Source organism: Gluconobacter sp. P5E10 (assembly GCF_018812145.1).
GTDB lineage: Bacteria > Pseudomonadota > Alphaproteobacteria > Acetobacterales > Acetobacteraceae > Gluconobacter > Gluconobacter cerinus.
In genome coordinates this window covers 463334-477086 of sequence record NZ_JACRVZ010000004.1, presented here as the reverse complement: position 1 = coordinate 477086, position 13753 = coordinate 463334, and the positions used below count along the sequence as shown (strand labels likewise).

The window sequence follows — 13753 nt, the reverse complement described above, 5'->3', positions numbered from 1 at the left end:
TCGTATTTACCCAAAAGCGTGACCAGAGACCGTATTTGGAAGGGGATCTACTAACCGATATTCGACGTTCCTGTACGAAAGCGTGAAGGAATGCTCAGGCATGTCGGTTGCAGATCAGAGCACTTGCGTTGAGGGGCTTGCTCTTTTTAGGGCCAGGGTGGAGCGCTTATTTGAGGAATGGAAAGCCAAACCATTTTCTGTTCCAGAAAATCAGTTCCCTGTTGAGCTTCTAAATGCACTACGCACAATGGGTGCGTTTGACGCTCTTTTTTCCGTGGAAGACAATGGGCTCGGGCTTTGCCAAACATCTGAAGGAGGCCAAGTTCTTCTGACTTTACTGAGGAGAATAGGCTATCTGAGTCTTTCTCTAGGGCGATGTTTGGAAGGGCACGTGAATGTAGTCCGTCTCGTAGAATTGTACGGCACGAGATTTCAACGTCATGCCCTGAAGCTCCAACTGGAAAACGGGAATTTGGCTGGCATCTGGGTTACGGACGGGAGCTCTGCTGTCAGCATACAGAGGGAAGGGCCGAGCTACAGGCTCTCAGGGATTAAAGGTTTTGCCAGTGGCATCAGGCAGGTTAGCGTTGCATTGATAACCGCCGTACCTGAGCACGGCGAAGCACTCATGGTTCTAGCTTCCACAACAGACCTTGAACGCCAGAGATCCGGTCCGGGGGCACTGACTGGCATGCAGGCCAGCGGAACGGGAGCCTACGATTTTACGGGCCTTCAGATCTCATCGGATGACATTATTGGCTCATCAGGTGACTATCTGCGGCAGCCTGAATTTTCTGCGGGAGCCTGGCGAGGGTCAGCAGTTGCCTTAGGCGGGATGGATCATTTGATTGATCTACTCAGGCAGGAGTTACTGGAACGCGAGCGTGCTGGTAGTCCACATCAACTCGCCCGGATAGGAGAAGCACTTATTCTTCAACAGACAGCAGCGATGTGGGTGACAGAGGCCGCTCAAGCTGCATATTCTGCGCACATGAAACCAGAAGACGTGACGTCGATCGTTAATCTGGCTCGGTTGGCTGTTGAACGGGCAGCTCTTGACCTGATCACGCTTGTTCAAAGAAGTCTTGGCCTATCGGCCTTCATCAGAGGAAAAGCGGTAGAGCAGGTCATGAGGGACCTTGCGACTTATCTCAGACAACCTGCGCCTGACGAAGCTCTGACGGAGGCCGCCGCATGGTTCGTCCGTCATGACTGGCCGGCGGCAGGCCTATGAATATTCGTGAAACTCTGGAAAAATTTGCTAGTTTTCCAGTTGCCTCATTCGAGGCCGTTGCTCCTGGCACATCACTGGTGCTGGCGCCCCATCCTGATGACGAAAGTCTTGGATGTGGGGGATTTATAGCCTCGGCAGTGGCACATGGGCGACCGCCCATTGTTGTGATCGTTTCGGACGGCTCTGCATCTCACCCGGGCTCTCGTTTATGGCCACCCGATCGGCTGGCGCGACAGAGACAGGAAGAATGCATCCGTGCTGCAGAAATTCTGGGTCTTTCTTCTGATAGACTGATATTTATGGGCCTTAAGGATACGAGAGTTCCGGTGGAAGGAAGCCATTTTGACTCTACTGTCCGCGATTTGCTTGATCTTCTCTCTCTTCATGACTGCGAAAATCTACTGGCTCCTTGGCGCTACGACCCTCACTGCGACCATGAAGCTGTCTGGCTGATGGGCGAAACGCTAAAAGCTCTGAAGCCAGAGCTTAGAGTTCTGGCGTACCCGGTCTGGGGTTTAACACTTCCTCCTGAAACGAAGATTCCAGAAAATGCCCTTGCAGGTTGGCGCCTGAATATTCAGTCTTTTTTGGAACAGAAACGACAGGCGATCCACGCCCATCAAAGTCAGAGAGGCTTGATCGTAAAAGACGATCCAAACGGTTTTATTTTACCGGAGCACTTACTGGAAAAAATGCTGCAACCCTATGAAATCTTTATCGCGTCATGAGGAAAGAGACATGGACAGCAGACGTTTTTGAAAACCTGTTTCAGCAGGATCCTGACCCATGGAATTTTGAAAGCAGCCCGTATGAACAAAAGAAGCTTCAAAGGGTTCTACAATGTCTGCCATGTTCGCCGATTGCATTCGCTGTAGAGCTCGGATGTGCCATAGGGGTAGGCACATTGGCTCTAACGCAGCGGTGTCAACGTATCCTGGCAGTAGATGCTTCGGAAACTGCGCTTACCAAGGCAAGACAGCGCTGCCAGGAATATGCACTAGTCAGCTTTATTAAAGCCTTTCTACCTAGTGCTTATCCAGTGGTTGATGCAGCAGGCTGTGATCTCGTTCTTATTTCGGAAATTCTTTATTTTTTGAGTGAGACAGACATTCAGGAACTGGCTTTTCAAACGACCACAAGTCTGAAAACAACTGGGCATATCCTAATCGTTAACTGGACTGGAGAGACAGATACGCCCTGTACAGGAGACGAGGCAGCAAATTGTTTTATCCAGGAATGTCTTGCGCACGGCTGGGTGCCTGATCTGGATGAGCGAGGTGAGGGCTATCGAATTGATCGATTGAGTCGCTTAGGTACTCATGATGAGAAAGATGTGCCTTCTTTCTAAGATAATCTAGCACCCGTTGGGCTCGTTTATGATGCTTTTCCAAGTCATCACGGCGCACGCGCATTTGAGGTAATGCCATGCAGGCGTCTTCAAAAGGAAAGAACGGATTTACGTGCTGACGCAGACGTCGAACACGAAGTAGCCTTCGGGAAACAGGCTCGAAAATATCATCGATATATTCGTCCTGTACGTGTAATCTGCGTGCCAGCGTTTCGGCCATCCCTCCTTGTGCCCGACCGACCAAACGAGCGGACACATAGACTTTAACGTCCGGCGCGTGACGAACACGAATTCCGTTTTTTCGAAGCACTTGATAAAATGCGCGGTCTTCCGACGTTGGTACGGCAGGCATTCCACCAACCTTACTCCAGGCCTGATAAGTGACCGCGATACTGGCGCCGGAATGCTCGGTATGCCGAGGCCAGGGATCATGGGGTTCCGGATAGAGCAGCAATGCGATTTGATCGAGAAGAGCCCCGTAAGCCTGTTCTGCTCTTTCATCGTCATGCAAATTGAATGGGATTTTCCTGGCTTCCTCGGGGAGGAGAAGAGCCCTACCAAACACGGCTTCAACAGGATAATGCGTAAAAGCGTTTAGAGTACGACTTAACCAATCCTCAGCGGCTTCGCTGTCAGCATCCGTGGTCACTAACAGGGCATCAGAAGATGCATACTGAGCCGCATGGGCCATTGCATCTCTTCTTGCCAAGCCTGCACTTGCCAGTCCTGGATCGTAGACAACTCTGACGATCTCCAGTTCGAACGGTAATGTGTTCGTTAAAGATGCTACTCGCTCATGTGTTTGATCAGTAGTATTATTGATCCAAAGTACAACTTTGTCAGGCTGTGTCTCTTGTCTGGCGAGAGCTAAAAGACACGGGACAATATGCTCTTCTTCATTGCGCACTGGAATAGAAACAAGTATCTGCTTTCTTATAAAGTCATGTCTGTTTTTATTGAGACCGGTATTTTCCCTGTTGTTTTTGTGTCCAATCGAAGAAAATGACTTGTCCTGTCCCATGGGTTTACTCGTCGTCCCGGCCTGAACATCCAGAGCTTAATTTGTTGGATTTTCAGGTGCATCAGGAAGGACTGGAGGCTGATCAAGCTTAGGATCTGGAGAGCCTTTTTCAGGCGCATACCTTTTACCGGGATTTTCCTCTTCCGGGGGCTCGTCCGTGATCGGGCTTTTGTCAGGATATGGGTCAAAAGGCTCACGTTCATCAGGCGAGCCAGGAGCTTTTGTCGGATTTTTTGGGAGCGTACTGCTAAGGAAAGACATGATAGCCTCCATTGATAAGACCATTAAATGGATAGCTAGGCAGGAAGTTCAGATCACTTAAAAAAGACTGAGAGAATTTAACCAAAAATACTACTTGATAGCCTTTTTTAAGTCCAATCAATCTTGCTATTTATTCTTACTGAATCACCCAGGAATAAAAAAATAAATTTAAATCCATAATTTGTTAATATGAGTGAGTAATTTAAGATATTCTGAAGATTAATATAATCCATCTCTTGGTATTACAATAATTCAGATGCAGACGTTCATGTTCCACCCGGACGAAATATTGGATTTTTTAAATAATTAAATACATCGTAAAATATCTACCGGAAATACATAAAATCGTAAAAATTAATGATGTTTGTATAATAAATTATTGCGTTATACTATGAAAGACTAAAGAACAGCATGTATCTTTAGTCCTACAGCATCGACAGTTGGCTTGTTCTTCTGAAGATTTGTCCGCCAGATACGCTGATAATCAGGTTGGATGGAGAGACCTCGGAATGCATGAATGTTGTAAGTGACCTCCAGAGTCGTAATATGGCTTTGAGGGTAGGTCGTGTTTCCGGGGAGAGACAGTCCTTGGCGATAGCGTATCCACTGCGAAGCAACCAGTTCCGGGCTTGCCATCGTTTCAGACCATTCAACGCCGAATGTATCCTGCGGACGGGTAGAAAATGGTCCCCGATCTACGAGCCCTGCATAGATCTGATAGGTGTAAGGGCTGTTTTTCCCATCGCTTTTGGCAAAACCGGCAAGCGCGTAAAGACCGTGTAACGGGCCGCTTCCGTTACGGATCAGCATCTGGTCTGCCTGAAGCCATATCTGTGTTTTCCCATTCGTCCAGCGATAAGGAAGGCCAGTGGCAGCAGCAGCATTGCCATTATTGTCGTAATAGACATCCCGGTATTGAGAAGAATCATAAGCGAAGCCAAATTTATAATGGCCAACAAGATTGTTTTTTCCAAAATGAGGAATGAGGCCGATTTCAACAGGAGTATAGACGCCTGTATAAAGGTCTGTACCCATTTCAAAACCAGTCCGATCATACTTGTTCGTATTCAGGTATGGATTGACGCCATAAAGACCCGCTTGGATATAGAGCCCATGGAGCGGCCAGTAACGAATTCTGGATCCCCATGTTGACCCTGGATATGTCGCATATCCCGCTGCACCGCGGGTCAGAGATTTTGGTATCCCACAGTTCGATTTGTTCATGAACGTGCAGAACAAGGGGGAATTGGCAAAATCAATATTCACGGGCATTTTGCCAACCGCAATCTGAATGCGTTTTTTATACAGATCCTGAGTTCCATACACATAGACCAGGTGAACGCCGACATTGCCGCCACCCCCGAAAATTTCCTGAAACCCGTTCAGGGAGTGATCGCCCAGATCTGCTGCGAGGTTATGGCCCGCGCGGTTAACGAAAACCGCATGGGTAATAAATCCTTTCCAGCCAATAATTTTTTCCCAATCCAGATCAAGTTCCACACCGATCTGATGGGCATAACCAGCGTCTCCGCTATGCCCTGCATTTAAGGCAATGGCGCTTTCACTGGTATAGTCCACGACAATGCCGATCCCTTTCTTGTTCAGCTTTTTGATCAGCCTGTCCCAGGGAAGGAGCATGTTCTCTACCGGAGGCGTAAAAGGGGTATTGTCGTAGCCGGCCGGCGTATCCAGGGCGAAGAGAGGAGCCGTGGCGGAGACCGGCCCCCGGTATTGTGCCTCTGCTTTGGAGGAAAGAAACACCACGCATGAGAAAACGCATGCCAGAAAGATTTTTGTAGTGGGTAATGAAGAGCGCGGCATCGAAGTGCTCCAGACTGAAGCAGTTTCAAATCACGGGGGTCAGGAGCGGAGCGCCGCAGAAATGTGCTGCAAGGTTGGCCGTGACCAACTGGCCCATCTGTCGGCGTGTTTCCACGGTTGCGCTGGCACGATGTGGCTGAAGAACGACATTGTTCATACCGTAGAGGGCAGCCGGAACACTGGGCTCGTTCTCGAAAACATCAAGCGCGGCCTTACCGAGTTTGCCATCTTGCAACAGGCTTACCATGGTCTGTTCATCCACCACGCTTCCGCGGGAAATATTGACCAGCAGCCCGTCCGGCCCCAAGGCTTCCATGACGTCTCGGTTCACAAGATGCCGGGACTGAGGCCCTCCCGATGCCGCGACGACAAGGATATCGCTCTGTTTCGCCAGTGCGTTCAGGCTGGGAATGAACGGGATATCAGGAAGTTCAAGATTGGTACGGCTGAAATAGGAAACGGGCATGTTAAAGCCATGCGCCCGTCGGCTGATGGCCTGTCCGACTTTTCCCATCCCAAAAATTCCGAGTTTCTTGCCGGTGACCTTGTGGGCCAAGGGGAGGAAGCCGGTGCCCCACTGACCGTTGCGGACAAAACTGTCTCCTGGAAGCAGGTCACGCGTTGCCGCGAGGATGAAAGCCATGGCGAGATCTGCCACGTCATCTGTCAGGACGTTCTGCGTTGTCGTAACGCTAATACCACGGTGGCTGGCCTGAACGAGATCGACGGCATCAGTCCCAATTCCATTGATTGAAATGATCTCAAGGTTTGGAAGGGCCGACATGATGTGGGAGGGGACACCGGTTCCGCCGCCGGTGACGATAGCCCGAATACGCGGTGCGATGTCCGTCAATACCAGCGTTTTATTATAACGATGAACAACATACGCGGCGTCCAGTGCCTGCTCGACTTCAGGCATCATGGGCTCGATAAGAAGAATTTCCGGTTTCATGATTAGAGAACCTTACACAGCCTGTTTTATGGAAGAATGACGGAGACGGGGGCCAGAGACCCGATTTCGACTGTTGCGGTCGTGCCTGCGGGTACGAATTTCGTGCCTGTCATGGATCCGGTGGTGACGACAGTTCCTGCTTCTAGGGGAAGACCGCGCTTCGCAGCATGATTGGCCAGCCAGACAAGAAGATGGATTGGATCTCCAGCTGAGTTCCCTCCGGCATGTTCAATGGCAATCTGGTCATCGAGGACAAGCTTGACCTGTTCGGTTACAGGTGTGAGCTGCTGCCACGTTGAAATTCCGGGGCCGTAAATCAGGGCGCCGTGGTTGCCCTGATCGGCCAGATGCACCAGTCCGTCCTGGGAGCCTGCCTTGCAAAAGCGGGTGTCAAATATTTCGATAGCGGCATGAGCGCTGCCGATGGCGTCGCAAACTTCGGCCTGCGTCCAGGGTGTTCCCCGAAAGGGAAGGTCTTTCCGGAAAATATAGACAATCTCCGCTTCAACACCGTAAAGGCGGCAAAGACCTTCCGGGAGCTTGGTATCTCCGGAAAACAGGGTGGCCTGATGCAAGGGTGCGCAGAATGGCTCGCTTTCTGGCGTCGGAGCTCCGACTTTCCAACCCTTGATGGGGCCGAGGAAAGCCGTCAGAGCTTGTGCGACCTGATCCTGAACAGAATACGCTTCTTTGGCGTCATGGATCTTGATTGTATCGGGAAGCCTATCCAGGCAGGTTTTACTTTTTCTGGCACCAAGAAAGATCGCTGCACACTGAGTCAGTGCGGCGTCTGGAGAAAGAGATACTGTATCGTTCATGATAAACCTCGGGCATAGAGAGGCCGTCATGCGTCCGAAGCGCGGACGCATTTGGAATGAGCTGGAAGAAAGTGACGTGTGTTTAGGGGAGGCCCTTAGAAGACATCATCCTGTGACATGAGATCACGGCCTCTGGGTTCAGGAATGAAGAACGTGGCTATGATGGCCAGACAGGCAAGGAAGACCACGTAAGTTGCCAGCGGAATCCAGGCAAACTTACCACTGCTGACACCGCCAATATTGAACCGTGCAAACATGGTGATGAGAAACTGACCCACCATGGGGGAGACGCCTCCGGCAATGACGGAAGAGAATTCACGGGTAAAGGATACCGCTGTGTAGCGATGACGAACCCCGAACATCTCGGGAAGAAAGGCGCCCTGCGTTCCGAACATTCCCCACGTCGCAATACCTAGAGCGAAAGAAAGCGCGATCATGGAGAGAACTGGATTTCCCTGGCTAAAGACGTACCAGACGGGAATGGCGCTTACGGCCTGAAGAATAGCAAATCCACGGTAAACCTTTACCCGGCCATATTTGTCACTAAGCCATCCTGCGCCGGGAATGGTGATTGCACCCACCAGTGCCGCTCCGATCAAGGCCAGCGTGCCCCATTTGCTGCTCATGCCAACCGTATGAACCAGATAGCTGATAGACAGCACCTGATAGATGGAAGAGCCGCCGTTTTCCGCCATCCGAAGCCCCAGACCCGCAGTGATCGGACGCCATGAGCCGGTCAGTGTCTGGCGAAGTGGCATGACTTCTTCATGCTCTTCTTCCTCACGCAGCTTGGCAAAAGCGGGTGATTCCTTGAGGCGCAGCCGCATGTACAGTGCAATGACAAGGAGGACGGCACTGCCGAGGAAGGGTACGCGCCAGAGCCAGGTGTCGGCAATGTTCGCAACGCCTGTCATCATCCCGAAATAGATTAGACCTGCAGCTACTGTTCCCATCTGGATGCCCAGGAACGGGAGTGCGGCAAAGTATCCCCGGCGTTCACGCGGGGCGGACTCCGTCATCATGACTGCCGCACCGGCCTGTTCTGCGCCCGCACCGAAGCCTTGCAGCATGCGCATGAAAACAAGCAGGAGAGGGGCGGCAATACCGATGGTAGAGTAAGACGGAATAAGTCCTATGGCGGAGCTGGCCAGACCCATAAGGGTGACCGTCATCAGCAAGACCTTTTTGCGGCCATGCCGGTCACCGAGGCGGCCAAAGAAAATTCCGCCGATAGGTCGCACTGCAAAGCCTATGAAATAGGTCGCAAAGCTCGCAATCAGGCCCATGCCCGGTATGGTGCTGGGAAAGAAAAGCGGACCAAACACGAGAGCCGACGCGAGGCTGTAGAGTGCGAAGTCGTAGTACTCCATCGCGCTTCCAACCGAGCATGTCCAGGCCGCGCGGCGAAGTTCTTCTGTGGTCATTTCGGGGCGCTCAGAGAGCACGTCGTTCGAAACCGTTGCGTGTTCCTGATCGAGGGAGGGAAAGCTTGTCATTGTTGTTGCAATCATGACTGCGACACCTTGACCTGATGACCAGACTGGACTGATTCTTTCAGGGCCAGAGCGATCTTGAGTGAAGCCACACCGTCTTCGCCGGTTGCTGCCGGAGAACCATGCCCGGCAATGCTGTCACAGAAGCGTCGGACACTGTAGCGGTAAAGATTATGATGTTCGATGGCGAAGGGGTGCTCTCCGTCACCATCTCGCAAGGACAGACTGCCGATCGGCTTCTGGCTCATGCAATCCCGAGCGATCAACGCCGCGTTTTCACCATAGAGTTCGACGCCTCCGGGCGCATATGGCACGGCATATGATCCGTGGATCTGTACGAGGACATCTCCGGGAAAGCGCATGACAGCCATCAGGCCATCTTCAATTCCCCCGACACTCCGTCGACCGCTTTGCGTCATGGCAAACACATCAATCGGGTCTGCTCCTAACAGGAAGCGCAGGGTATCGATGTCATGGATTGTACTATCCAGAATGAGGCCACCCGCTGCGTCATTCAGGCGCCAGCCTTCAACCGCTTTCGCCAGGAAATTAGCGTGGAAGACGCGGACGGTATTCAGTTCGCCGATAGCGTTGGTCTTCAGGTGATGTCGGAGCGCAATATGGACGGCCGAGCATCTCAGATGATGGTTTGTGCCCAGAATGACACCGGATTCATGGCAGACCCGGACCATTTCCTCTGCGTCTGTTAGGGAGAGAGCCAGTGGCTTCTCGCAGAGAACATGTTTGCCTGCTCGGGCTGCGGCCAGAACCTGATCTTTATGAAGCTCATTGCGGCTACTGACATACACAACGTGTACGGAAGGGTCCTGAAGAATGTCCTCAAGCTCCGACGTACTGTTGGGAATATCGTGAGCTGTGGCAAATTCTTGCCTACGTTTTGCGTCCCGACTGAACACAGTCCGGAGTGTCGCATCCGGCTGTGAACGGATTGCATCGATCATCCACTCTCGGGCGACGTTACTGGCCCCGATCAGAGCCCAACCGATAGGCGTTTTCATTCTTCCTCCTTTGACCCTGCGACCACAGAGGCGAGTTAAAGGCAAAAATTAGATCGATCTAAAAGATCGCAGTTGCATATCTCAACGTTATTTTCGCGAGAAAGTCACGCAAGTTTAGTGATAGAAATATAAAAGATATGTGATTTATTGGCAGTATATCACGAAATACGTGATAATCATGTCAGGGAAGGGAAAGCGCTAGCCTATCCGAGGGGTATTATGAGGTGCGGGTTTCAGAGCTGGCCCGTATAACCAAATTTGCGGGAAGAATGATCCGTTCTGTAGGTCGGTCTGGTGCTTCCAGCCGCTTTTGCAGCAGGGTAGCCGCAGCCTGCCCAATCATGCGCGGGTTCGTCGCAATCGTCGTCAAAGGAGGATAGGCTGCCGCAGCCTGCGGTAAATCATCCATCCCTATAACGGCAAAATTATCACCAAGCGTATAGCCGCGGCGTTGAAGATGGCTCATGAGTGCCAGAGCCATAATATCATTATAACAGATTGCAGAATCCGGCAGATTGGATCCTAGAAGAAGCCGGTCGAGTTCAACTTCATCATAAGTGTTACCCCATTTGCCAGCGACCACCATATCATCAGGCAATTGATGAAGCGCCATAGCTCTATGGAAGCCATCCAGTCGGGCCACGGCAGCGGAATGGACGGACATTCCTCCCACGAACATGATTTTCTGCCGACCGGTTTCGACGAGATGTTTTACGGCTTTTTCGATACCTAAAGCGTAGTCAGCCGCAACATAGTCGCCTGATCCGTAAGGGACATGGCGCAGAACCTGAACATACGGCAGGCTTAGACGTTGAAGATCTTCCAATAACGTGTCGTTACTGCCGATTGCAGGGCAGATAATCACGCCATCAACGTTATGCTCTCTCAGTCGCTGGATCTGACGCGCCTGGCGTTCGGGCGACTCAACACTGTTCGCAATGAAGCAGACAACATCATTGGCATCGTTAACGTCATCGACCCCCGCTGTCAGTTCACTGAAGAAGGGGTTGGCAATGTTGGAAAGAACAAGACCAATCGTATGCGTTCGGCTCTGACGCAGATTGGCTGCACCACGATTGTAGATATAACCGAGTTGTTTCATTGCTTCCAGAACGCGTTCACGCGTTGGGGGGGCAATAAGTGGGCTACCTCGCACCACAAGTGATGCCGTCGCCCTGGAAACACCAGCAGCTCGGGCGACGTCCAGAAGATTGACAGGCTGTGGTGCTGGACTTTTTTTCATATCGCGAAATTACAATACACAAACAGGTCTCAATAAGATCCATATTTTTATGAACTGGGCCTGTTTGATCAGAATTTGTCTCTTTCAGACACCCACCATAAATTGGCGGCTGAAAATCAAGATTTTCTCGATCCCCTACATGCCTCAGAACAGTATCGCACTTGGTCCCAGGTCTTCTCCCACTTTTTGCGCCAACTGAATGGACGATCACAGACTGGACAGACTTTCACGGGAAGGTTCTGCTTGGCAGGTCCGCGTTCGATTTTTCCTTTACCGCGCGACATCACAACCGATGCCTGGTCTTCTTCATCCTGACGATGACTGCTGTAAAAATCGGTATCCCGAAGATTAAGACTTTCCCCGCAAATCCGTGAGGACCACTCGCAGCCAAGATACCGAACATCGCAAGGAAAACTGCAAAACCAATCGCGACAGTGTATTTATTCATGATTAATTTCCGTTGCACATTAAGAAAATACCCCGCCCTGGACCCGCTATTTTCTCAAATCCTCAGTCCCATTTCTACAGTTCTCGATATGCTCGCGCTCACACTTTTCTTCGTCAGGGGTGTCTACGCTGTGTGTCGCATACCAACTTTCTGGAAGCAGCTCCGAGGCATCACTTTGCTCTGGTTTAGAGTGCCCAAGGCTGCCCGAATGGCCTCCGTGATAAAAATGTCCGCCAGAACCATGAGATGGCTCGTGAGCCTCCGAATGACCACTTGAGTGGTGGCCACCGCCATGACCACACCATGAATACGGAGCTTCACGCGGTTACGTATAAAAACGGATGTGCGCTTACTTTCTCCATGACGGCACGGCCTGTGAGCGATTATAAGGGGGCGTCAGCGCTTCTTGATAGCCTTCCCATCGCGCAGTGAATGCTGGCCGATCGCGGGTATGATGCCGACTGATTTCGGGATGCACTGAAAGAGAAAGGAATAAAGCTCTGCATTCCGGCCAGGAAATCCCGCAGCAAACCCGTCCGATATGACAAGAGAAAATACAAACGCCAAAACCGGATCGAGATCATGTTTGGACGTTTCAAAAGCTGGCGGCTTGCCGCAACACGCTAAGACCGATGCCCAACCGTCTTCTTTTTTCGCCATTTTTTTCGCGGTAACCATCATGTTCTGGCTATTTAGGTAAGGCAGGTAACCGACGCAAAGATTGTTGGATATCTGCCGTCTAACAAGGCGGCGTATCGGCAGGATAAAGACGACGTTGTCAAACTGATTGCGTGGTTTGTATTAACTCTTGTCGTGTCTGACAGGCGCTCTTGGGTTTCTCGTTCTGGAATCCTGTTCCTTCTGGAATATCCTTGTGGCAGTCGCCCTCATAACTTTCGGCAGGCCTTGGCACTTCGGTAATGGTGGCGTTCTGTTGGTCATTCCTTCACGAAATTTACAACGACTGTTCTCTTCGAAGTAATTGACCCCACCCTTATATAAGGTTTTGGGACCGATAATTTCCTATCGCGGTTGCTAACGTCATAACCATAACGACAGAAGCAGCATTGGAGCGAAAGCCGTGAAAGTCAGCTTCGGCGACTTGTAGCCACATCCCGGATTTTGGGATCACTGGGCTGTTTTTGTTATCGGTCAGGGAGACAATAGGAACGCCGCGTTCTTCCAGTTTCTGGAACAGTTCGACGGTTTTGGGGGCGTAGGAGGCGTAACTGATGATGAGGGCTGCATCAGTCGGGTTTGCGGTGAGAAGGGCTTCTTCTTCCATGCCGCTTTCCATTCCGATGATCTGATGGGGGATAGCCATTTTTGCCAGTAGATAGGCGAAGTAACGCGCTACGGGCATGGAGCGGCGTAATCCAAGAATGTGAATGCAGCGTCCGTTTGCCAGGATATCGACAGCTTGGTCCAGCAGCAGAGGGTTTGTCTTTTCCTGAAGGCTGTGCAGGGATGTGATGGCAGCTCGATGAAAGCCTGTGAGCAGGTTGATTGTAGAATGCGCAGCATCGTCCGGTTTTTTTAATGTCTGCAGACGCTCGGGGTACGATGAAGCCAGTCCACGGAGCCTTTCTCTGAAAATGGCCTGAAAATCCGAATATCCCTGGAAGCCGAACGTTCGTGCGAAGCGAATGACCGTCGATGGTTGAACATTGGCATGAAGCGCAAGAATACTGACCGTCCAGTGTGCGACGTCGTCAGGATTGCTGGAGACCAGATCGGCGAGTTGCTTCAGGCGTGGGGGGAGGGATGCGTATCGCTCTCCAAGCTCTGCTGAGAAAATTTGATACCGATCAGTCATGGTCGTTCAGCTGCGCCTTTCCTGTCATCATCATGCGCAATGTCTTGGTGATGATCGCATTTTTTGGCGGGGCTTGGAAGAAAGCTTGAAAAATGCCCTCACTTCAAATGGAAAATATATTCCATTAAGCTCTCCTAATCGAACCGTCGGTGTGTTTTCAGTTGAAGATCACGAGTTATGTAACGTAAAAAAAGGGAATATATCATTTAAAAGTGATATAAATAACGAAGAATCGGATTGCAGGTGCGTTGAAGGTGTGGAAAGAGAATAAACATTCCA

Annotated in this window: 12 protein-coding genes and 2 pseudogenes; 5 read left to right on the top strand and 9 right to left on the bottom strand. The window is 51.1% G+C overall.

Going from position 1 to position 13753, the window contains the following annotated elements:
• The first annotated feature begins 100 nt into the window (after positions 1–100).
• The 3 genes and pseudogenes from KP707_RS10775 to KP707_RS16820 all read left to right on the top strand — a co-directional run.
• Positions 101–1234 carry an acyl-CoA/acyl-ACP dehydrogenase gene (locus KP707_RS10775; protein WP_215751614.1) on the top strand — a complete coding sequence of 378 codons (1134 nt, stop codon included), beginning with the start codon at positions 101–103 and terminating at the stop codon, positions 1232–1234.
• Entirely contained in the window at positions 1231–1962 is a 732-nt protein-coding gene (locus tag KP707_RS10770; protein ID WP_215751613.1) for a PIG-L deacetylase family protein, read from the top strand. Before KP707_RS10775 ends, KP707_RS10770 begins: the two co-directional genes overlap by 4 nt.
• Positions 1959–2387, top strand: a pseudogene (locus tag KP707_RS16820) (SAM-dependent methyltransferase); the annotation flags it as partial. The gene KP707_RS10770 and the pseudogene KP707_RS16820, both read left to right, overlap by 4 nt.
• 73 nt (positions 2388–2460) lie before the next feature.
• On the opposite strand, the gene KP707_RS10760 reads toward KP707_RS16820, so the two are convergent.
• The 8 genes from KP707_RS10760 to KP707_RS10725 all read right to left on the bottom strand — a co-directional run bounded on the left by KP707_RS10760 (position 2461) and on the right by KP707_RS10725 (position 11494).
• On the bottom strand, positions 2461–3603 hold the full coding sequence (locus tag KP707_RS10760; protein ID WP_249202898.1) for a glycosyltransferase family 2 protein: 1143 nt from the start codon (positions 3601–3603) through the stop codon (positions 2461–2463).
• A 660-nt stretch (positions 3604–4263) separates the two neighbouring features.
• Complete coding sequence (locus KP707_RS10755; RefSeq protein WP_252348852.1) at positions 4264–5685, bottom strand: carbohydrate porin; 1422 nt, start codon at positions 5683–5685, stop codon at positions 4264–4266.
• Positions 5686–5710: 25 nt separating this feature from the next.
• Positions 5711–6637 (bottom strand): 2-hydroxyacid dehydrogenase, encoded by a 927-nt coding sequence (locus KP707_RS10750; protein WP_211502880.1) that lies wholly within the window; start codon positions 6635–6637, stop codon positions 5711–5713.
• A 26-nt stretch (positions 6638–6663) separates the two neighbouring features.
• On the bottom strand, positions 6664–7455 hold the full coding sequence (locus KP707_RS10745; RefSeq protein ID WP_211502881.1) for a 2-keto-4-pentenoate hydratase: 792 nt from the start codon (positions 7453–7455) through the stop codon (positions 6664–6666).
• Positions 7456–7550: 95 nt separating this feature from the next.
• Positions 7551–8966, bottom strand: a complete 1416-nt coding sequence (locus tag KP707_RS10740) for an MFS transporter (protein ID WP_211502882.1) — start codon at positions 8964–8966, stop codon at positions 7551–7553.
• Positions 8963–9967, bottom strand: coding sequence for a Gfo/Idh/MocA family protein (locus KP707_RS10735; RefSeq protein WP_211502883.1), 1005 nt, complete (start codon positions 9965–9967; stop codon positions 8963–8965). The genes KP707_RS10740 and KP707_RS10735 overlap by 4 nt, the downstream gene beginning before the upstream one ends.
• A 217-nt stretch (positions 9968–10184) precedes the next feature.
• Positions 10185–11210: a LacI family DNA-binding transcriptional regulator gene (locus tag KP707_RS10730; protein WP_211502884.1), complete on the bottom strand. Its 1026-nt coding sequence runs from the start codon at positions 11208–11210 to the stop codon at positions 10185–10187.
• A gap of 116 nt (positions 11211–11326) precedes the next feature.
• Positions 11327–11494, bottom strand: coding sequence for a DUF2256 domain-containing protein (locus tag KP707_RS10725; protein WP_211496092.1), 168 nt, complete (start codon positions 11492–11494; stop codon positions 11327–11329).
• Between the two features lie 467 nt (positions 11495–11961).
• Between KP707_RS10725 and KP707_RS16815 the strand changes: the two are divergent.
• A pseudogene (locus KP707_RS16815) lies at positions 11962–12358 on the top strand (transposase); the annotation flags it as partial.
• 294 nt (positions 12359–12652) lie between these two features.
• Here the strand turns inward: KP707_RS16815 and KP707_RS10715 are convergent.
• Positions 12653–13474: a MurR/RpiR family transcriptional regulator gene (locus tag KP707_RS10715; protein ID WP_211502885.1), complete on the bottom strand. Its 822-nt coding sequence runs from the start codon at positions 13472–13474 to the stop codon at positions 12653–12655.
• Here KP707_RS10715 and KP707_RS10710 point away from each other — a divergent pair.
• Positions 13473–13745 carry a hypothetical protein gene (locus tag KP707_RS10710; RefSeq protein ID WP_211502886.1) on the top strand — a complete coding sequence of 91 codons (273 nt, stop codon included), beginning with the start codon at positions 13473–13475 and terminating at the stop codon, positions 13743–13745. The genes KP707_RS10715 and KP707_RS10710 overlap by 2 nt on opposite strands.
• Positions 13746–13753 lie beyond the last annotated feature (8 nt).

Bases quoted from the DNA above. Each gene is read 5' to 3' on its own strand.
- KP707_RS10775 (WP_215751614.1), top strand. From the start codon at position 101: ATGTCGGTTGCAGATCAGAGCACTTGCGTTGAGGGGCTTGCTCTTTTT.
- KP707_RS10770 (WP_215751613.1), top strand. From the start codon at position 1,231: ATGAATATTCGTGAAACTCTGGAAAAATTTGCTAGTTTTCCAGTTGCC.
- KP707_RS10760 (WP_249202898.1), bottom strand. From the start codon at position 3,603: ATGGGACAGGACAAGTCATTTTCTTCGATTGGACACAAAAACAACAGG.
- KP707_RS10755 (WP_252348852.1), bottom strand. From the start codon at position 5,685: ATGCCGCGCTCTTCATTACCCACTACAAAAATCTTTCTGGCATGCGTT.
- KP707_RS10750 (WP_211502880.1), bottom strand. From the start codon at position 6,637: ATGAAACCGGAAATTCTTCTTATCGAGCCCATGATGCCTGAAGTCGAG.
- KP707_RS10745 (WP_211502881.1), bottom strand. From the start codon at position 7,455: ATGAACGATACAGTATCTCTTTCTCCAGACGCCGCACTGACTCAGTGT.
- KP707_RS10740 (WP_211502882.1), bottom strand. From the start codon at position 8,966: ATGATTGCAACAACAATGACAAGCTTTCCCTCCCTCGATCAGGAACAC.
- KP707_RS10735 (WP_211502883.1), bottom strand. From the start codon at position 9,967: ATGAAAACGCCTATCGGTTGGGCTCTGATCGGGGCCAGTAACGTCGCC.
- KP707_RS10730 (WP_211502884.1), bottom strand. From the start codon at position 11,210: ATGAAAAAAAGTCCAGCACCACAGCCTGTCAATCTTCTGGACGTCGCC.
- KP707_RS10725 (WP_211496092.1), bottom strand. From the start codon at position 11,494: ATGTCGCGCGGTAAAGGAAAAATCGAACGCGGACCTGCCAAGCAGAAC.
- KP707_RS10710 (WP_211502886.1), top strand. From the start codon at position 13,473: ATGGTCGTTCAGCTGCGCCTTTCCTGTCATCATCATGCGCAATGTCTT.
- KP707_RS10715 (WP_211502885.1), bottom strand. From the start codon at position 13,474: ATGACTGATCGGTATCAAATTTTCTCAGCAGAGCTTGGAGAGCGATAC.